Annotated in this window: 14 protein-coding genes and 3 tRNA genes; 9 read left to right on the top strand and 8 right to left on the bottom strand. The window is 66.4% G+C overall.

Translation table 11 applies throughout. From position 1 onward, the window contains the following. Positions 1-106: 106 nt before the first annotated feature. The gene (gene rnr, locus GOC52_RS06790) at positions 107-2,566 is read right to left on the bottom strand and encodes a ribonuclease R (RefSeq protein WP_043402593.1); all 2,460 of its coding nucleotides are present in this window, start codon (positions 2,564-2,566) and stop codon (positions 107-109) included. A gap of 128 nt (positions 2,567-2,694) precedes the next feature. On the opposite strand from rnr, the gene GOC52_RS06785 reads away from it, so the two are divergent. Both GOC52_RS06785 and GOC52_RS06780 read left to right on the top strand, forming a co-directional pair. Next, positions 2,695-2,779 (top strand) — tRNA-Leu (locus tag GOC52_RS06785). Positions 2,780-2,941: 162 nt separating this feature from the next. Then, positions 2,942-3,026: transfer RNA gene (locus GOC52_RS06780), tRNA-Leu, on the top strand. A gap of 78 nt (positions 3,027-3,104) precedes the next feature. On the opposite strand, the gene GOC52_RS06775 is transcribed toward GOC52_RS06780, so the two are convergent. Continuing rightward, complete coding sequence (locus GOC52_RS06775) at positions 3,105-3,851, bottom strand: sulfite exporter TauE/SafE family protein (protein WP_010486252.1); 747 nt, start codon at positions 3,849-3,851, stop codon at positions 3,105-3,107. 99 nt (positions 3,852-3,950) lie between these two features. Between GOC52_RS06775 and GOC52_RS06770 the strand changes: the two genes are divergently transcribed. From GOC52_RS06770 to GOC52_RS06760, 3 genes are all read left to right on the top strand, one after another. Beyond that, positions 3,951-4,850 (top strand): LysR family transcriptional regulator, encoded by a 900-nt coding sequence (locus tag GOC52_RS06770; protein WP_043403272.1) that lies wholly within the window; start codon positions 3,951-3,953, stop codon positions 4,848-4,850. A gap of 50 nt (positions 4,851-4,900) precedes the next feature. Further along, positions 4,901-4,985, top strand: a tRNA-Leu gene (locus tag GOC52_RS06765). A gap of 323 nt (positions 4,986-5,308) precedes the next feature. Further along, positions 5,309-5,587 (top strand): hypothetical protein, encoded by a 279-nt coding sequence (locus tag GOC52_RS06760; protein WP_010486261.1) that lies wholly within the window; start codon positions 5,309-5,311, stop codon positions 5,585-5,587. A 111-nt stretch (positions 5,588-5,698) separates the two neighbouring features. Here the strand turns inward: GOC52_RS06760 and emrB are convergent, their stop codons facing one another. From emrB to emrR, 4 genes are read right to left on the bottom strand one after another with little or no spacing between them, the layout of a single operon-like run. Further along, positions 5,699-7,285 (bottom strand): multidrug efflux MFS transporter permease subunit EmrB, encoded by a 1,587-nt coding sequence (gene emrB, locus GOC52_RS06755; protein WP_043403278.1) that lies wholly within the window; start codon positions 7,283-7,285, stop codon positions 5,699-5,701. A 7-nt stretch (positions 7,286-7,292) separates the two neighbouring features. Continuing rightward, positions 7,293-8,474: a multidrug efflux MFS transporter periplasmic adaptor subunit EmrA gene (emrA, locus tag GOC52_RS06750; RefSeq protein ID WP_010486273.1), complete on the bottom strand. Its 1,182-nt coding sequence runs from the start codon at positions 8,472-8,474 to the stop codon at positions 7,293-7,295. Between the two features lie 11 nt (positions 8,475-8,485). Then, complete coding sequence (gene emrC, locus GOC52_RS06745) at positions 8,486-9,979, bottom strand: multidrug efflux transporter outer membrane subunit EmrC (protein ID WP_071305481.1); 1,494 nt, start codon at positions 9,977-9,979, stop codon at positions 8,486-8,488. Then, positions 9,976-10,419, bottom strand: a complete 444-nt coding sequence (gene emrR, locus GOC52_RS06740) for a multidrug efflux system transcriptional regulator EmrR (protein WP_005415875.1) — start codon at positions 10,417-10,419, stop codon at positions 9,976-9,978. Before emrR ends, emrC begins: the two co-directional genes overlap by 4 nt. A 172-nt stretch (positions 10,420-10,591) precedes the next feature. Here emrR and GOC52_RS06735 point away from each other — a divergent pair, with 172 nt between their 5' ends. The 3 genes from GOC52_RS06735 to GOC52_RS06725 all read left to right on the top strand — a co-directional run bounded on the left by GOC52_RS06735 (position 10,592) and on the right by GOC52_RS06725 (position 15,258). Beyond that, on the top strand, positions 10,592-11,473 hold the full coding sequence (locus GOC52_RS06735; protein ID WP_010486276.1) for a helix-turn-helix domain-containing protein: 882 nt from the start codon (positions 10,592-10,594) through the stop codon (positions 11,471-11,473). A gap of 59 nt (positions 11,474-11,532) precedes the next feature. Then, a complete protein-coding gene (gene parC / locus GOC52_RS06730; RefSeq protein ID WP_043403287.1) occupies positions 11,533-13,776 on the top strand; it encodes a DNA topoisomerase IV subunit A in 2,244 nt (747 codons plus the stop codon). A 519-nt stretch (positions 13,777-14,295) separates the two neighbouring features. Then, complete coding sequence (locus GOC52_RS06725; RefSeq protein ID WP_019336818.1) at positions 14,296-15,258, top strand: IS110 family transposase; 963 nt, start codon at positions 14,296-14,298, stop codon at positions 15,256-15,258. A 42-nt stretch (positions 15,259-15,300) separates the two neighbouring features. Here the strand turns inward: GOC52_RS06725 and bfr are convergent, their stop codons facing one another. Further along, entirely contained in the window at positions 15,301-15,789 is a 489-nt protein-coding gene (gene bfr, locus GOC52_RS06720; RefSeq protein WP_010486279.1) for a bacterioferritin, read from the bottom strand. A 123-nt stretch (positions 15,790-15,912) separates the two neighbouring features. Between bfr and GOC52_RS06715 the strand changes: the two genes are divergently transcribed. Then, positions 15,913-18,240, top strand: a complete 2,328-nt coding sequence (locus GOC52_RS06715; protein ID WP_191850984.1) for a penicillin acylase family protein — start codon at positions 15,913-15,915, stop codon at positions 18,238-18,240. 135 nt (positions 18,241-18,375) lie between these two features. On the opposite strand, the gene GOC52_RS06710 is transcribed toward GOC52_RS06715, so the two are convergent. Continuing rightward, positions 18,376-19,761 carry a cation:proton antiporter domain-containing protein gene (locus GOC52_RS06710; protein WP_049411534.1) on the bottom strand — a complete coding sequence of 462 codons (1,386 nt, stop codon included), beginning with the start codon at positions 19,759-19,761 and terminating at the stop codon, positions 18,376-18,378. Between the last annotated feature and the right edge of the window lie 99 nt (positions 19,762-19,860).

The raw sequence follows: 19,860 nt of genomic DNA, 5'->3' as shown, positions 1-19,860 counted from the left end.
TAACGTCGTGCCAACCAAGGTTGGCACCTACCGGGTGAGGGATGTGCCAACCAACGGCTGGCACCTACCGGGTGAGGCAGGTGCCGACCGTTGGTCGGCACACCTTTCAATACTGCTTCTTCGTCCGCTTGGCCGGCTTTCCACGCTCCGGCAGCGGCGGCAGGCCATCGCCTTCGTCCTCGCCCTTGTGTTCGACCAGGCGGAAGTCGATCTTGCGCTCTTCCATGCTGGCCTTCAGCACCAGGATCCGCACGCGGTCACCCAGCCGGTAGCTGGCGCCACGGCGCTCGCCGGTCAGCGTCTTGCGGGTGGCGTCGAACTTGTAATAGTCCTGCGGCAGCTGGGTCACGTGGACCAGGCCCTGCACTTTCGACTCATCCAGCTCGACGAACAGGCCGAAGCTGGTCACGCCGCTGATCACGCCATCGAACTGTCCACCCACGTGCTTTTCCATCCACGCCGCGCGATAACGCTCGTCGACCTCACGCTCGGCTTCATCGGCACGGCGCTCACGCTCGGAGCACTGCAGCGCCAGCGCAGCCATTTCGCGCGCGTTGTAGGTGAACTTGTCCAACGGCTTGCCGGACAGCGCGTGCTTGATCGCGCGGTGCACCAGCAGGTCGGGATAGCGACGGATCGGCGAGGTGAAGTGCGCGTACGCCTCCAGCGCCAGGCCGAAGTGACCGTGGTTCTCCGGGCTGTAGATCGCCAGGCTCTGGCTGCGCAGCAGCACCGATTCCAGCAGCGTGGCATCGGGACGGTCGCGGATCTTCTTCAGCAGCTTGGTGTAGTCACCCGGGCGCACCTTGGACCACGGCGGCAGGCTCAGCTTGAACTCCTTGAGGAACTCCAGCAGGTCGGCGTACTTGGTTTCCGGCGGCTTCTCGTGGATGCGGTACGGGGCCGGCACGTGGCGCGACAGCAGGTACTTCGCCGCCTCGACGTTGGCCGCGATCATGCATTCCTCGATCAGCTTGTGCGCGTCGTTGCGCACCAGCATGCCGGCCTGGGTCACTTCACCGCGGTTGTCCAGCACGAAGCGCACTTCACTGCTTTCGAACTCGATGGCACCGCGCTTGGCGCGCGCCTTGGACAGCACCTTGTACAGCTGGTGCAGGCGCTGCACCTGCGGCAGCAGGTCACCCATCCAGGCCTTGGTATCGGCATCGTCCTCGCCCACCGCCTTCCACACCTGGGTGTAGGTCAGGCGCGCGTGCGAGTTCATCACCGCCTCGTAGAAGCGCGAATGCGTGACCAGGCCGTCGCGGTCGATCTGCATGTCGCAGACGAAGCACATGCGGTCGACCTTCGGCATCAACGAACAGATGCCGTTGGAGAGCGTCTCCGGCAGCATCGGCACCACGAAGCCGGGGAAGTAGACCGAAGTCGCACGCTTCTGCGCTTCCTCGTCCAGCGGCGTGCCGGGGCGGACGTAGTTCGAAACATCGGCAATCGCCACCACCAGGCGGAAACCGTCGGCATTCGGCTCGCAGTACACCGCGTCGTCGAAGTCCTTGGCATCTTCACCGTCGATGGTGACCAGCGGCGTGCTGCGCAGATCGACACGGTCGCCGATCATCGCCGGTTCAACCACCATCGGCACCGAGGCGGCTTCGTCCAGCACCTCCTGCGGGAACTCGAACGGCAGCTCGTGGCCGTGGATGGCGGTCTCCACCACCAGCGATGCGGTCAGCTTGTCGCCGAGCACGGCGATGATGCGGCCGATCGGCGGGCGCCGGCTGTCCGGCGCCTGGGTCAGCTCGCAGACCACCAGCTGGCCGTCGCGCGCGCCACCGGTCTGGTCCGGCGGCACCTGTACGTTGCGCTGCACGCGCTTGTCGTCGGGCACCACGTAGTTGATGCCCATCTCGATGCTGAAGCGACCGATCAGGCGGGTCATGCCGCGCTCAAGCACGCGGGCGATGCTGCCTTCGCGGCGGCCACGATGGTCGATGCCGGTCACACGGGCCAGCACCTTGTCACCGTGCATCACCTTGCGCATTTCATACGGTGGCAGGAACAGGTCGTCGCCACCCTCGACCGGGCGCAGGAAGCCAAATCCTTCCGGGTTGGCGATCACCACGCCGGTGACCAGGTTCAGGGTCTGGATCGGGGCGAAACCACCACGACGGTTCTGCACCAACTGGCCATCACGGACCATGGCACCAAGCCGGCGCGACAGCGCCTCGGCCCGGTCAGGTGCGGTCAGGCCCAGGCGCGCGCCCAGTTCTTCGGCGGTCTGCGGCCCGTCGCAACGCTCCAGCAGGGCCAGGATGGCCTCGCGGCTGGCGATGGGCTGTTCGTATTTCTCCGCTTCACGCGCGGCATAGGGATCGTCGATCACCTTGCCGGTCGGCGGCAGCTTGCGGCCCGGGGCCGGGCCTGGCGCGTCGGTATTGCGGACCTTGCGGCCACGCGGTGGTGCGCCGCCTTCATTCAATTCGGGGAACCAGCCCGGCAACGGCTTGCCCGGCTTGGTGGTGTGGGCCGTCCCCGCCTTGGCGCCCTTCTTCGGGCCCTGGCTGCGGGAGGTGCTCCCGCCCTTGCTTGGTTTTTTGGTAGTCATCGCCCTACATGGTAGCCGTTGACGGCGTGCAGAACGGGTCAGTGGCCGTCTTGAACGCCTTGCGTGAAAAATATTCAGGAAGTCGTTGACAGCCTGCGGATTCATCTTCACAATTGCGCCTCTGGAACGCCCAGGTGGCGGAATTGGTAGACGCACTAGTTTCAGGTACTAGCGGGTAAAACCGTGGAGGTTCGAGTCCTCTCCTGGGCACCAACGAAAAAACTCCTCGCTTCGGCGGGGATTTTTTTTGCCTGTAATCCGGCCCTGAGGCTCGCCCCTGATTCCTCCAGGAAGGAACTCCGACCGGTAATCGCAATGATCTTCACAAGGGTGTTGACACCCCCGTCACAACACCCCATAATTTCGCTCCTCGACGCCCAGGTGGCGGAATTGGTAGACGCACTAGTTTCAGGTACTAGCGGGTAAAACCGTGGAGGTTCGAGTCCTCTCCTGGGCACCACGTCGAGAATGAGAAAAACCCGCGAAAGCGGGTTTTTTCATGCCCGTGATTCGGCATCGCCGCGATCGACGGCCGGCATCACAACAACGGCCGCAGCACCAGCTCCAGCCCGAGCAGCAGCAGGAAACCCAGGAAGCAGGCCCGGAACACCCGTGCACTGATGCGCTGCCGGATCACCTGCCCCAGCCACATGCCCAGCAATGCCGGCAGCACCGCCAACGCACTCAGCCCCAGCTGCTGGATGCCGAATGCGCCATGCAGCACCAGGCCGGTGGTCAGCGAAATCGTCGACACAGTGAAGGCCAGCCCCAACGCCTGCACCAGCTCCTCGCGCTGCAATCCCAGCGACTGCAGATACGGTACCGCCGGCATCACGAACACGCCGGTGGCGCCGGTCACCACGCCCGACAATGCCCCCACCAGCGGCCCCAGCCAACGCTCGCGCCGCTGCGGCACGCGAAACACCGGTGCAAGCAGGGCATAGACGGCATAGACCACCAGCGCCACTCCCAGCGCAACGCGCGACCAGGTGCGATCGACCCGCACCAGCAGCGCCGCCGAACCCAGTGTCACCGCCACCACCGCCAGCATCATCGGCCACAGGCGCCGCACGATGGGGCCCAGCGACGGCCCGGACAACAGCTGCCACGCGTTGGTGACAAAGGTGGGGATGAACAGCATCGATGCCGCCGCCACCGGCGACAACGCGCCACCGAGCAGCCCCATCGCCACCGTCGGCAACCCCATGCCGGTCACGCCCTTGACCACGCCAGCCAGCACGAACACCACCACCAGCAGCGCGTAGAAGTACATCGATTCATTCATGCCCTCATTGGATCGGGCCGTCGCCCGGCGCACAATGCGGTCTTCCCGGCCCACCCTTCGGCTGATCCGAAGGCTCGGGCGTTGCGATGAGGGCATGACATGCGGATGGATATCGCCGACCTGCGCCTGTTCCTGGCGATTGCCGAGGCGGGCAGCATCACGGCCGGCGCGGCGCAGGCGAACCTGGCCCTGGCCTCGGCCAGCGAACGCCTGCGCACGATCGAAGCCGATGCCGGCACCGTGCTGCTGAACCGCCATCCGCGTGGCGTCAGCCTGACTGAAGCCGGCGCCGCCCTCGCCCACCATGCACGCCTGATCCTGCAGCAGCAGGCGCAGCTGCGCGGCGAACTGCAGGCATTCGCGCATGGCGCGCGCGGTACCCTGCATCTGTATGCCAATACCGCTGCGCTGACCAACTACCTGCCCTCGCGGCTGGCACCGTGGCTGGCCGAACGCCCACGCCTGCACGTGGAACTGCTGGAGCGCACCAGCCCCGAAGTCGTGCGTGCGATCAGCGCTGGCCAGGCCGAGGCCGGCATCATCAGTGATGCGGTCGACGCTGCCGGCCTGCAGCAGCATGTGGTGGCCGAAGATCCACTGGTGATGCTGCTGCCCGCAGACCATCGCCTCGCATCGCGGCGCAGCCTGGCCTTCGCCGATGTTGCCGGCGAGACTTTCGTCGCCCTGGCCGATGGCAATGCACTGCAGACCTACATCGAGGACCAGGCACGCGACATCGGGCGGCGCCTGGACGTGCGCATCCGCATGAAGACCTTCGAAGGGGTGTGCATCATGGTCGGCCACGACATTGGTATCGGCATCGTGCCGCGGACCATCGCCCGCCAGCATCGGCGCAGCACGCATACCGTCGCCGTACCGCTCGCCGATGCGTGGGCACAGCGCCGCCTGTGCGCCTGTTTTGCCGAGTGGGCGCAGTTGTCATCGGCAATGCGCAGCCTGCTGCTTCACCTGGACGTGCAGCCGCAGAGAGAGCTGTGAAATGTTGTTGACACATCCTCTGCCGTACCGCACAATTCATCTCCTGAGTCGCCCAGGTGGCGGAATTGGTAGACGCACTAGTTTCAGGTACTAGCGGGTAAAACCGTGGAGGTTCGAGTCCTCTCCTGGGCACCACGACTCAAGATGATCAAACCCGCGAAAGCGGGTTTTTTCGTTTCCGGGGTTTGGCGAGCGTGGCATCGCATCTACCGCTCGAACTGTCGTATCTCGCACCACCCAGGCGTCACCCGCTGATGCATACCTCCTCCCAGCGCGTCGTCACCAAACCCTGAACGGCTTTCTTCTGGGTCGCATTTCACATTGCGCGTTCAATTCGTAATTTTCCTAGTCGGAGATCTACCCGATTCCTTTTCGGTGGAAGGCAGATTTACGGGAGCCGGTTGCAGGTCTATCGCCACGACCTGACCAGCGCCCCCCTTTCCCCAAAGGACGCCCCAATGCAGCGCAGCATCATCTGCCCTCACTGCCACACCGGCTCGAACCACGGCGTACGCGTATGCGTGGGATGCCAGGCCGAGGTCCACTACGGCGCATCGAAGGAGGCCGTAATGTTCGTCTTTGTCGCCGCCATCATCTGCGGCGCACTGGTCGGCAGCCGATTGCAGGCCACTGCCGGCTGGATCACGTGCGGCGCCGTACTTGTGGCGGGAATGTGGGCCATTTCCCGATTGTTCCGTGATCGGGTGGTGTTCAAGCGCATCTATCGCACGCGCTGAACCTGCGCCGCTGCACTCCCCCAACGGCAGGGCCCGTGCGACCCGCGTTGCACAAACAAAAACCCCGCCTTGCGGCGGGGTCAAAATACAGCACGTGTTTCCAGGGAGTTTTCAGTGCCCGCCGCCGGCGGCCGCACCTGCGCCTGCGCCGAACGGCGGTTTGGCCAGCCACAGGAACGCGATGATCGCCAGGAAGATCCAGCCCAGCAGGAAGAAGATGTCGTTGAAGCCCATCTGCGATGCCTGGTGGTTGATCATGTTGTTCAGTACCGCGGCACCATGTTGCAGGTCGCCCTGCCCCATCGCCGTCACCTGGTCCTGCATGCCCGGCTGATAGACCGAGATGTGCTCGGTCAGGTCAGCATGGTGCACCTGGGTGCGCCGCGCCCACAGCCACGTCGTCAGCGACGCCGCGAAACTGCCGCCCAGCGTACGCAGGAAGGTGGCCAGGCCGGAGCCCGCCGCGATCTCGCGCCCATCCAGGTCCGACAGCAGGATCTGCAGCACCGGCATGAAGAACAGCGCGACGCCGATGCCCATGATCAACTGCACGCCGGCCACGTGGGTGTAGTCCACCTGCAGGTTGAAGTTCGAACGCAGGAAACTGGTCATCGACAACACGATGAACGCGACCGTGGCCAGCATTCGCATGTCGAAGCGCGATGCGTACTTGCCCACGAACGGGGTCATGATCACCGGCAGGATGCCGATCGGCGCCGTCGCCAGGCCCGCCCAGATCGCGGTGTAACCCATGTCACGCTGCAGCCACTGCGGAATCAGCAGGGCCACGCTGAAGAACGCCGCGTACGCCACCACCATCGCCAGCGTACCGGCGCGGAAGTTGCGATGCCGGAACAGCTTCAGGTCGACGATCGGATCCTTGTCGGTCAGTTCCCAGATCAGGAACACCGTCAGCGTGACCACAGCCACACACGCCAGCACCACGATCTTCATCGACGAGAACCAGTCCTCGTCATTGCCCAGGTCGAGCACCAGCTGCAGCGCACCGACACCGATCACCAGGGTGACCAGGCCGACATAGTCCATCTTCGGCTTCTCGATGTGCTCCGGGCGCCCCTTCAACTGGTTGCCCACCACCAGCGCGGCAAAGATGCCCAGCGGCACATTGATCAGGAAGATCCATTCCCAGCTGTAGTTGTCGGTGATCCAGCCACCGAGGATGGGGCCGCAGATCGGCGCAACCACCGTGATCATCGCCAGCAGCGCCAATGCCTGCCCACGTTTCTCACGCGGGTAGATCGAGACCAGCAGCGACTGCGTGATCGGGTACATCGGGCCGGCCACGAAGCCCTGCAGCGCACGCGACAGCACCAGCATGCCCATGCTCTGCGCCAGGCCGCACAGCAGCGAGGTGATGACAAAGGCCAGCGTGGCCCAGACGAACAGCTTGCGTTCGCCGAAACGGCGGCTGAGCCAGCCGGTCAGCGGCAGCGCGATGGCCGTGCTGACCGCAAACGAGGTGATGACCCAGGTCGCCTGCTGCGAACTGGCACCGAGATTGCCGGCGATGGTCGGCAGCGAGACGTTGGCGATGGTGGTGTCGAGCACCTGCATAAACGAGGCCATCGCCAGGCCGACGGTACACAGGGCGACGCTGGGCGGCAGGAACCCGGAGGCCGCACCCGTCGCCGCCGGTGCACCCGGAGCGCCGGGCGCGGCTGGAGCTTGTGCGGACATGGCGACCTCAGCCCACCTTCGCCTGCTGCTGCGGCAGGTTGCCCTGGATGATCGTATGGATCACCTCGTCGGCATCATGCAGCTGCTTGGCATACACGTCGGTGTCGAACACCGTGCCCTTGGCCGCAGTGCTCGGCAGCACTTCGCCCTTCTGGTCGCGCAGGCTCACTTCAGCCTTCATCGACAGGCCGATGCGCAGCGGGTGTTCGGCCAGCTGCTTGGCATCGATGGCGATGCGGACCGGCACGCGCTGCACGATCTTGATCCAGTTGCCGCTGGCGTTCTGCGCCGGCAGCAGCGAGAACGCCGAGCCGGTGCCCAGGCCCAGGCTCTGGACGCGACCCTTGTACTTCACGTCACCGGCGTACAGGTCCGACTTCAGCTCCACTTCCTGGCCCAGGCGCATGTGGCGCAGCTGGGTTTCCTTGAAGTTGGCCTCGACCCACATCTGCTCGGTCGGCACTACCGCCATCAGCGCGTTGCCCGGCTGCACGCGCTGGCCGACCTGCACCGAACGACGGGCAACGTAGCCGGTGACCGGCGCGACGATGCCGGCGCGGGCGTTGTTGAGGAAGGCCTGGCGCAGCTGCGCGGCGGCCGCCTGCACGTCTGGCTGGGTGGCGATCACGGTGTCGTCGACCAGCGCGCGGTTGCGCTCGACGGTCTCGCGCGAACCGGCCACGGCGGCTTCGGCAGCGGCCAGCTCGTCACGCGCATGGGCCAGTTCTTCATTGGAAATGGCGCCGGTGGCGGCCAGATCCTTGCGGCGAGCGAAATCTTCGCGCACGCGCTTCAGGGTCACCTGGCGCGCGTTCAGGTCCGCCTGCGCACCTTCCACGCTGCGGTACAGGCCACGGGTCTGGCGCACGGTCTTGGCCAGGTTGGCTTCGGCCTGCTGCAGCGCCACCGACGTGTCGGACGGGTCCAGCTGCACCAGCAGCTGGCCGCGCTCCACGCGCATGCCGTCATCGGCGTTGATGGCGACCACGGTACCGGCCACCAGCGGGGTGATCTGTACCTGGTTGCCCTGCACGTAGGCGTCGTCGGTCTCTTCGAACCAACGGCCGAACATGAAGTACCACAGCGCCAGTGCGGCAAGCAGCAGCACGACGATCACGAACAGGCCGCGCAGCAGGTTGCCGCGGCGGTTGGAGGCGGCCGGGGCCGCGGTGTCTTGGGTCTGGCTCATGGCGGAAGTCTTCAGGAATGCGAGGAATCGGAATGGGAGGCGATCGGTGCGCGGTCGGCGTCAGCGGGCTGGAAACCACCGCCCAGCGCCTTGCTCAGGCGCACCGAGGTCTGCACCTGCTGCGACTGCAGGCCGGCCAGCTGCTGCTGCGACTGCAACAGCGTGGACTGCGCGGTCAGCACGTCCAGGTAGCTGCCGATGCCGGCGCGGTAGCGCTGCTGGGCCAGGTCGAAGGCCGAGCGTGCGGTGTCCACGGCCTGCTGCTGCGAATGCGCCTGCTGCGCCAGCGAGCGCACCGCGTTGACCTGGTCGGCCACGTCGCGCAGCGCATCGAGCACGGTCTGGTTGTAGTTCGCCACCGCCAGGTCGTACTGCGCATCGGTGTTGGCCAGGTTGGCGCGCAGCTTGCCGCCTTCGAAGATCGGCAGGCTCAGCGCCGGGCCGATGTAGGCGAAGGTGGAACTGCTCTTCAGCAGGTCACCCACGTTCGGGGCGACCACGCCGGCCAGCGCGGTCAGGTTGAAGCTCGGGTAGAACTTGGTCTTTGCCACCTTGATCTGCTTGTCGGCCGCTTCCACGCGCCAGCGCGCGGCGACGATGTCGGGGCGACGGCCGAGCAGTTCGCTGGGCAGCACGCCCGGCAGCTGCAGCGCCACCGGGTTCAGCGGCTGCGGGCGCTGGATCGACAGGCCACGGTCCGGGCCCTTGCCAACCAGCGCGGCCAGTGCGGTGCGGGCCGCGTCGATGCGCTGCTGTGCGGCCTGCACCTGCTGCTGCGCGGCCGGTACCCGGGCCTCGGCCTGGCGCACCTGCAGGTCGCTGTCGATGCCGGCGCTGCGGCGCTGGCGGGTCAGCTCCAGCGATTTCTGCGAGCGGGCCAGTTCTTCTTCGGCCACATCATTGAGCTGCCACGCATAGGCGAGGTCGGCATAAGCCTGGGTGATGCCGGTGGACAGGCTCAGGCGTGCGGCCTGCGCCTCGACGGTGGCGGCATGCGCACCGTCCACGGCGGCTTCCCAGGCAGCGCGCTTGCCGCCCCACAGGTCCACGCCGTAGCTGAAGTCGAAGGCGACCTGGCTGCTGCCGGCGTAATGGCCACCGATCTCGCTGCCTGCCATCGACTCAGGCAGGCGCAGGCCGGTGTAGCCACCGGACACCGACAGGCTCGGCAGTTCGTCGGCACGTGCGGTGCCGACCTGGGCCTGGGCCTGGCGCAGACGCGCGTCGGCGGCGTCCAGGCTCGGGTGGCCGGCCAGGCCCTCGGCAACCAGCGCGTCCAGCTGCGCATCGCCCAGCGCCTTCCACCAGTCCCGCGCCGGGAAGCCGGTGGCGCTCAGGTCGGTGTCGGCCAAGGTGCGTTCGCTGTGCAGGCTGTCCACGTCAAGCACGTGGCCCTGCGGGTTGAGGCCACGACTGCTGGCGCAGGCGGCCAGGGCCAGGGCCAGCGCTGACACCAGCAGCGCGCGCCCGGACCGGCGGAGAGTGGAATGCGGGATCGGGTTCATGGGGTCGTCAGGGAATCGCGGATTCGGGTAAGGAGGGACAGCAGCAGCGTGCGCTCGTCGGCGGAAAGATCACGCAGGGCGTAATCCATCACCGCGTCGCCACGCAGCTTCAGCCGCGCCCACAGCGCGCGGCCTTCATCGGTCAGTACGATCTGCAGCGCCCGCCGATCCTGCGCATGCGGCTCGCGGCGGACGCAGCCCAGCGCCTCCAGCTTGTCCAACAGGCGGGTCACCGCACTGGGCACCTGGTCGATGGCCTGGGCCAGCTCGTTGGCCGTGCACGGGGCCATGTTGGAAAGCACCTTCAACCCGATGTAGTGGGTGAAACCGATACCCAGGTCTTCTTCAGCCATGGATGCGTCGAGTTGACGGACCAGGCCGTCGCGCACCTGGCGCAGCAGCAGGCCGAAGCTGGGGGGAGTGGTTGCAGGACAGATCATGGGGGAGCATTCTCTTCCAAAAAAAATATTTCTCAATGGAAATATTCGATCTGGCATCGAATGCTGTGTTGCAGCAGTGGGCTGGATCAATGAAGGCGCCTACCTTAATGATCTGGTCAGGTGGCCCGGTAGTACAATTCAGCCAATGGATGACACATTTCAGCCAGCGGATATGATGAACAAGGCAGAAATTCCCCCTTCCAAGCGCCTGCTCAGGGATGACGCACTGGACTGGTTCGAGCGCAATGACGGGCCACCGGCTGTCGCCTTCCGCTTCGACAGCCCGCAGGGATTGGTCCGAGAAGTGGATTGGCATCATCACCAGCGCGCGCAGCTGATCTGCGTGGAGCGCGGCCTGTTGACCACCCGGACCTCGCACGGGACATGGTCACTGGCGCCGGGCTCGGCCGGCTGGATGCCGCCGCTGGAGCCGCATACGGTCACCCTCGACGGCCCGCTGCGCGGCTGGGGCATGGCACTGGCCGCGCCGGCCTGCGCCACCCTGCCTGCCGATCCCTGCGTGCTGGGCCTGTCCAAGCTGGCGCAGGCGCTGGCCGATCGCATCTGCGAATGGCCGCTGGGCTATGACACCACGCCCGAGCGCCAGCACATCATCGAGGTGCTGCTGGACGAGATCCGCACCGCGCCGCGCCAGCGCATGCATCTACCGATGCCGCACGACCGGCGCCTGCTGAAGATCGCCTCGCAGCTGCTGGCCGACCCCTCCGACGAGCGCAGCCTGGCCGAATGGGCGCATTGGGCCGGCCTGTCGCCGCGCAGCCTGACCCGTCACTTCCGCGACGAGACCACGCTCAGCTTCGCCCAGTGGCGGCAGCAGGCCCGCTTGTCCGAGGCCCTGCGCCAGCTGACCGACGGCCGCAGCGTGGCCGACATCGCCCACGCGCTGGGCTTCAGCAGCGCCAGCGCCTTCGTCACCGTGTTCCGCCGCCACTTCGGGCTGCCGCCGGGGCGCTACCTGGCACGGGCCGGCCACGGCCTGGAAACCGGGCTGGACCCTGCACGCGGCTTGGCATCCCCCGCCGCATCCGGATAATCACAGGATTGCGAGCGGCGACGCCGTCGCCGCCTCCTGACAACAGGTAACAACGCCGCATGACCGAACTTGCCCGCCCCGTGTTCCACGGATTCGAACAACTGCCGCTGCGCGAGTACGCCGAACGCGCCTACCTCGACTACTCGATGTACGTGGTCCTGGACCGCGCCCTCCCGTTCATCGGCGACGGCCTGAAGCCGGTGCAGCGCCGCATCATCTATTCGATGAGCGAGCTGGGCCTGAACGCCGCGTCCAAGCCGAAAAAGTCTGCGCGCACCGTCGGTGACGTCATCGGTAAGTACCACCCGCACGGCGACAGCGCGTGCTACGAGGCGCTGGTGCTGATGGCCCAGCCGTTCTCGTACCGCTACCCACTGATCGAGGGCCAGGGCAACTTCGGCTCCAGCGACGACCCGAAGTCGTTCGCGGCGATGCGTTACACCGAATCCAAGCTGACCCCGATCGCCGAAGTGCTGCTGGGCGAACTGGGCCAGGGCACCACCGACTGGGCACCGAACTTCGACGGCACCCTGCAGGAACCGACCTGGATGCCGGCGCGGCTGCCGCACCTGCTGCTGAACGGCACCACCGGCATCGCCGTGGGCATGGCCACCGACGTGCCGCCGCACAATCTCAACGAGATCGTCAGCGCGCTGCTGCACCTGCTGGACAACCCCGATGCCAGCGTGCGCGACCTGTGCGAGCACGTGCAGGGCCCGGACTATCCGTCCAGCGCCGAGATCATCACCGCGGCCAATGACCTGCGCAACATCTACGAGACCGGCAACGGCAGCGTGCGCGCACGTGCGACCTTCACCAAGGAAGCGCACAACATCGTGGTCACCGCGCTGCCGTTCCAGGTGTCGCCGTCAAAGGTGATCGAGCAGATCGCCGCACAGATGCGCGCCAAGAAGCTGCCGTGGCTGGAAGACATCCGCGATGAGTCCGACCATGCCAACCCGGTGCGCGTGGTGCTGGTGCCGCGTTCCAACCGCGTCGACGCCGACCAGCTGATGGGCCACCTGTTCGCCACCACGGACCTGGAACGCAGCTACCGCGTCAACCTCAATGTGATCGGGCTGGACGGCCGTCCGCAGGTGAAGAACCTGAAGATGCTGCTCAGCGAATGGCTGACCTTCCGCAGCAACACCGTCACCCGCCGCCTGCAGCACCGCCTGCAGAAGGTCGAGCGCCGCCTGCACCTGTTGGAAGGCCTGCTGGTCGCCTTCCTCAACCTGGACGAGGTGATCCACATCATCCGTACCGAAGACGAGCCGAAGGCCGCGCTGATCGCGCGCTTCGGCCTGTCCGAGGAACAGGCCGAGTACATCCTGGAAACCAAGCTGAAGCAGCTGGCCCGCCTGGAGGAAATGAAAATCCGCGGCGAGCAGGATGAACTGGCCAAGGAGCGCGAGAAGATCCTCGGCATCCTCGACAGCAAGGCCAAGCTGAAGAAGCTGATCCGCGATGAACTGACCGCCGACGCCAAGAAGTTCGGCGACGCACGCCGTTCGCCGCTGGTGCAGCGCCAGGCCGCACAGGCCATCGACGAGACCGAGCTGGTGCCGAGCGAGCCGATGACCGTGGTGCTGTCGGAGAAGGGCTGGATCCGTGCCGCCAAGGGCCACGACGTCGATGCGTCCGCCCTCTCCTACCGCGACGGCGACGGGCTGCAGGGCGCGGTACGTGCGCGCAGCACGCAGCAGGTCGCGTTCCTCGACAGCGAAGGCCGCGCCTACTCGACGCCGGTGCACACCCTGCCCTCCGCACGTGGCAATGGCGAACCGCTGACTGGCCGCTTCTCGCCGGCAGCGGGTACCAGCTTCGTGACCCTGGCCAGTGCCGAGCCGGACACCCGCTTCGTGCTGGCCTCCAGTCATGGCTATGGCTTCGTCACCCGCTTCGAGAACCTGATCGGTCGCAACAAGGCCGGCAAGGCGATGCTGAACCTGTCCGCAGGTTCGTCGGTGCTGACCCCGTCGGTGGTCGCCAATGTCGCCACCGATCGCATCGTGGCAGTGACCAGCTCCGGCAACCTGCTGGCGATCGCCGCCAACGACCTTCCGGAACTGGACAAGGGCAAGGGCAACAAGATCATCGAGATCCCGAAGGCCAAGCTCGCCACCGAACGCGTGGTCGCCATCGTGGCGATCAGCCCGGGGCAGACCCTGCAGGTGCGCAGCGGCCAGCGCACCATGGGCCTGAAGTTCAACGAGCTCGACGCCTACCTCGGCGCCCGCGCCACCCGCGGCCACCTGCTGCCGCGCGGCTGGCAGAAGGTGGAAGAGTTGTCGGTGGAGTAAGGGCTGGGGCCCTGCCCCTGGTGGGTGTCAACCTTGGTTGACACGCATTACCCCGGTAGACGCCAACCTCGGTTGGCGTTTTCCATCCCAATGGGGTCAGAGCCGTTTTCGTTGAAAACGGATCCGACCCCGGACACGAAAAAGCCGGGGCAATCCCCGGCTTTTTCGTTGTCGGCTGGCGGGCGGTGGAGCAGCTGGCTGGCGAAAGCTGGCTGGCGGTGCTCCGGTGCTGGCGGGCGACAGAACTTTGTAGGGTCGAGCCATGCTCGACTCGGATCCAACAGCAGCCGAGCATGGCTTGTATGTTCCTCCCGGCTCCTACGAGGTATGTAGGAGCCAGGGTGGAGGGACCGTCAACATGATATCTGCGGGTACCAGCCGACAGACGAGCCGAGCGATCCCCATCCCGCACCTTAACGTCGATAAGGGATCTAGCGGCCTTTGAGGACCGCCGATGTAGGCAAGCCAACGTGGTGCGGTACCACCCCAGCCCCTCAACAATAGCTGGGAGTTGCGCAGATGTCAGATCGTTTGGCCTTCGGCATCGATGCCGATTCAAAGACCCTTGTGGTGGCCCATCACGGCACCAAGGGCAGCGCCCGCATCACCAATTCAGCGTCGGCCATCACTAAGTGGGTGTCCGCCCTGCCGGCCAGATCTCGCATTGGAGTGGAGGCAACCAATCGCTACCACGAGCTTGTGGTTCAGGCTGCCCAGAAGGCCGGTCACGCCGTCTTTGTGCTCAATCCGCGCGACATCAAACATTACGCCAAGGGCGTGGCCTGCCGCGGCAAAACCGACTCAGGTGACGCGCAGGTTATCGCGCGTTACATCGCTAAGGAGGCCGACAATCTGCATGAGCATGTCGCCCGTTCACCTGCGCAGGAGCAGCTGCATGTGCTACTCCAGCAACGCGACAGCCTGGTCCGGAGCAAGGCGAAGTTGAATCTCTCGCTAGGCGCGGGAGCGTCGGAGTCGGCCATCTTTGGGCGCATCTTCGGTGGTCTGAAAGAGGCCATTGCCATGCTCGACCAACAGATTCAGCAACTGTGCCGCAGCGGCGAACAGCGCGACCTGTATCGGCGGATCATGACCATCCCGGGGATCGGACCGACGGTTGCGGCCTTTATCACCCATCACATCACGCGCTGGCCCTTGACCAGCTCAGACGCTTGGATTGCCTGCAGCGGTCTGGATCCGCGACCCAACGAATCCGGTGCGCGGATCGGCAGACGGCGCCTGTCCAAGCGTGGCAACGCCAGCCTGCGCCAGATCCTCTACATGGCGGCCATGGGCCTGACCCGATCCAAAGGCGGCAAAGCCCTTTATACGGCCATCCGCGAACGTGGTCACAGCAGTACCGCCAGCTTTAACATCCTGGCCAGAAAGCTGGCCAGGATCGCCTGGGGGGTCTTCAAAAGCGGGCGGGACTTTGACCCCGCCATGCTGAAAGTGGGTCAAGCCTGCTTCCAGCAGGCTTGACCGCGAACATAGGATCTCGGCTCTACAGAGAGCGACGTCGGCTCAGTGCGCCGGGGCGCCGTTGCCGTCGATCTTGCTCAGCTGGTACAGCTCCAGGCCGATGCGCTTGATCAGGCCCAACTGCTGCTCCAGCCACCAGGCGTGGTCTTCCTCAGTGTCCTTCAGCTGCGCCAGCAGGATGTCGCGGCTCACGTAGTCGCCGTTCTCTTCGCACAGCTTCATGCCGGCGGCGAGATTGTTCCGAACCGCGTATTCAGTGTCGAGATCCTTCTGCAGCATCTCTTCCACGGTCTTGCCCGGCTCGGTGGCATGCGGGCGCATGTCCGGGTCGCCGCCGAGGAACAGGATCCGGCGCAGCAGCGCATCGGCGTGCTGGGTTTCCTCTTCCATCTCGTGGTTCAGGCGTTCGTACAGCGCGAACAGGCCCTGGTCCTCGTAGCGGCGGGAATGGATGAAGTACTGGTCGCGGGCTGCAAGCTCGCCGCGCAGCAGTTCCTTCAGGCAGGCGATGACGTCCGGGTTGCCTTTCATGGGGGGCTCCTGTGAATCGATGTGACATAGGGTGCCGCATTTCAAAATACGGTGATCTAATCGGAATCAGTCGCAGTTGCGCCTGCGGCTACAATCGGCCCACGAGTTCGGAAAGGACGTGCAATGCGACGTACATGGCGTTGGGTGCTGGGCGTGTTGATCGCCATCGTGCTGGTCACCGCACTGGTCCTGTGGCTGCTGCTGCGCGGCAGCCTGGCCGATCTGGACGGCGAGCATGCGCTGCCGGGGCTGGCCAAGCCGGTCACCATCGAGCGCGATGCGCTGGGCGTGGTCACCATCACTGCGGGCAGCCAGGCCGACGCGATGCGCGCATTGGGCCGCGTGCATGCGCAAGAACGTTACTTCGAGATGGACCTGATGCGCCGCAGCGCCGCCGGTGAGCTGTCGGCGCTGTTCGGACCGAAGGCCATCGACGCCGACAAACGCATGCGCGTGCATCGGCTGCGCGCGCGCACCGAGGCGAACATGCAGGCAGCGCTGGGCGGCAACATCGAAGCCGTGAGCGCCTATGTCGGTGGGGTCAATGAGGGCCTGGCCGATCTCTCCGTGCGCCCATGGGCCTACCTGCTGCTGCGGCAGTCGCCACAACCCTGGAAAGCCAGCGACAGCGTGCTGGCCGGGCTGGCCATGTACGCCGACCTGCAGGACCCGGACAACCAGACCGAGCTTGCGCTCAGCCGCATCCGCGCAGTGGTGCCGCCCGCGCTGTACGCGCTGATCGCCCACGACGGCACCGAATGGGATGCACCGCTGTTCGGCGAACCGACCGGCAACGCCACGCTCCCCGATGCCAGCCAGCTGGATCTGCGCACGTTGAAGGGGACGCCAGGCACCGGGCAGGAAGAGGCCGATGTCATCGGCAGCAACAACTTCGCGGTGGCCGGTGCACTCACCGCCGACGGTCGCGCGATCGTCGCCGACGACATGCACCTGGGCCTGCGCGCGCCCGGCCTGTGGTTCCGTGTGCGCCTGCGCTATCCCGACCCGCAGGCCGCGGGCGGCCAGGTCGACGTCACCGGCTTCTCGCTGCCCGGCCTGCCGGCGGTGATCGTCGGCAGCAACGGGCACGTGGCCTGGGGCTTCACCAACAGTTACATCGATACCGCCGATTACCGCACTGAACCGACCAACGCCGCCGTGACCGTGCATGAAGAACGCATCGCCGTGGCTGGCCAGGCCGACGTGCTGTTCCCGGTGCGCGAAACCGCCTGGGGCCCGATCCTGCATACCCATGCCGATGGCAGTGGCGATGCGCTGCGCTGGGTCGCCCACCTGCCCGGCGCGGTGCGCCTGGACTTCGGTGACCTGGCCCGTGCCGGTGACCTGGACGGTGCCCTGCAGTTCGCCGACCACGCCGGCATCCCCGCGCAGAACCTGGTGGTCGGCGACCGCAGCGGACGCATCGCCTGGCGGCTGATCGGCGCCCGCCCGGATCGTGGTCCGGGCTGTGCACCGGCCGGCTTCACCGCCGCCAGCAACCAGGACTGCGCGCCATGGCCAATCCGCAGCGATGCCTCACCGGCATTGATCGATCCCCCCAACCATCGCCTGTGGACCGCCAACGGTCGCGTCCTCGACGGCGAGGCGCTGGCTACCGTCGGCAACGCTGGCTATGACCTTGGCGCGCGCGCGCGGCAGATCCGCGACCTGCTGGCGATCCAGGAGCGCTTCGACGAACACGACCTGCTGGCGATCCAGCTCGACGACCGCGCCGTGTTCCTGCAGCGCTGGTGGGCACTGCTGCATGACGTCATCGAAGGCAGTAACGATCCTGCGCTGAAGCGGTTGAAGTCCGTCAGCCACCAGTGGGGCGGCCGGGCCTCGGCCAGCTCGGTCAGCTACCGGGTGGTGCGCGCGTTCCGCACGCAGGTGATGGATACCTTGTCCGATGCACTGCTGGCCCCGGCCAACGCGCAGCTGGGCGATGACTATCTGGATCCGCGCCTGGCGCAGCTGGAAGGTGTTGCCTGGCCGATGCTGCAGCAGCGCCCCGCCAACCTGTTGCCACCGGCCTACGACAGCTGGGACACGCTGCTGCTTGATGCCGCACGCCGCACCGAGAGCGAGCTGGCCAAGCAGGGCCCGCTGGCCAAGCGCACCTGGGGCGAACGCAACACCGCGGCGCTCTGCCACCCGATCGCACGGGCGTTGCCCGAGGTTGCCAAGCGCTGGCTGTGCATGCCCGCCGACCAGCTGCCCGGCGACCGTGATATGCCGCGGGTGCAGACGCCGAACTTCGGCGCCTCCGAGCGCATGGTGGTCTCGCCCGGCCACGAGGCCGACGGCATCGTGCACATGCCCGGCGGCCAGAGCGGGCACCCGCTGTCGCCGTACTGGGGCGCCGGCCACGAAGACTGGGTGCATGGGCGGCCGACGCCGTTCCTGCCCGGCAAGGCGCAGCACACGATGACGCTGGTGCCAGCGCGCTGACGGCGGCACCCACATGCCCAAGGGTGCGCTGCACGCGGTAGAGCCGAGCCCATGCGCGGCTGCTTCTGGCGCGGAGCCGAGCATGGACTCGGCCCCACAGTCGGCTCCACAGAATGTCCGCGCGGCGCTACCGGGTCAGCCCCTTCGCCGCTCGATCAGGTTCAGCAGCGGCCCGGTCATCGCCGTGGTCACCAGCGCCATGATCACCAGCACTGCAAACAGGCGGTCGCCGAGCAGGCCCAGCTCGTAGCCCAGGTTGAGCACGATCAGCTCCATCAGGCCCCGGGTGTTCATCAGCGCGCCCAACCGCCACGCCTCGCGCGTGGGCATGCCCGCACTGCGTGCGGCACTGAAGGTGCCCAGCAGCTTGCCGGCCGTGGCTACCGCGATCACCACCGCGCACAGCACGATGTCGCTGGCCTGCAGCGCATCGGCGCGCATGCGCAGGCCGGTCATGGCGAAGAACAACGGCAGCAGCAGGGTCACCGCAAACGGCTCGACGCGGGCCATCAACAGGTTGCGCAGCTGCGCGTTGGACGACACCGCCACCCCCGCAGCGAATGCACCGAACAGCGCATGGATGCCGAGCATCTCGGTGATCAGGGCACTGCCCAGCGACAGCAGCAGGATGCCGAGCAGCCAGCGCCCTTCACGCCCCGGCACGATCTGCTGGCGGGCGAACCACGGCTTCACCAACCCCAGCATCAGCGCCACGAAGGCAACCACGCACAGCAGGTTGAGGCTGGCCGGCAGCCATCCGCTGGCCTGTGCAGCCGCCACGATCAGCGCCAGCAGGCACCATGCGGTGGCATCGCCCAATGCCGCGCAGGCAATCGCGGTCTGCCCCAGCGGCGTCTGCGTGATACCGCGGTCGGCAAGGATGCGCAGCAACACAGGGAAGGCCGTGATGCTCATCGATATGCCAACGAAAAGTGCGAATGCGGTGAAGCCCACGCCCTGCGGGCCGTGCTGCGGATACAGCCAGATTGCGAGGGCGACGCCGAGCACGAACGGCACCGCGATGCCGGCATGACTGACCGTGAAGGCAAAACACCGGCGCCCGCGCAGCGCCGCCAGGTCCAGCTCGGCACCGGCCACCAGCAGGAACATCAGCACACCCAGCTGGCTGAGCATGCCCAGCGGGCCCAGCGAACTGACCGGGAACAAGGCACCATGCAGCTGCGGCAACAGGCTGCCAAGGACCAGCGGCCCCATCATCAGGCCGGCGGCCATCTCGCCGATCACCGCCGGCTGGCCAAAGCGCTTGAGCAGCGCACCTGCGCCCTTGGCCACCAGCAGCAGCACCAGCAGCTGCAGCAGGAACAGGCCCAGCGGTGACGCCAGATGCTGCGCCCAGCTGCCTTCGGCAGCAACCGTGGCACGCGCGACCTCGGGCGCCGCCGGCCCGGCATAGCGCGCCAGCAGCACGCCGGCCAGCAGCGGGACACCGGCCCAGGCCAGATAACGCCATCCCCATTTCGTGGGCCGCATGCCGCCGCTCGCCTGTACGTCCATGAACATTCCCCAATGCGCAGGGGGCGATCATACAAAAAGGGGACGGAGGGGATTAAGTCGTTTGTGCCACTAACAACTTAATCCCCTCCGTCCCCTTTTCGAGGC

The sequence above is a fragment of the Stenotrophomonas sp. SXG-1 genome (genome assembly GCF_014083965.1).
In the GTDB taxonomy this organism is placed as follows: domain Bacteria; phylum Pseudomonadota; class Gammaproteobacteria; order Xanthomonadales; family Xanthomonadaceae; genus Stenotrophomonas; species Stenotrophomonas geniculata.
This window is presented reverse-complemented; position numbering and strand designations above follow the sequence as displayed.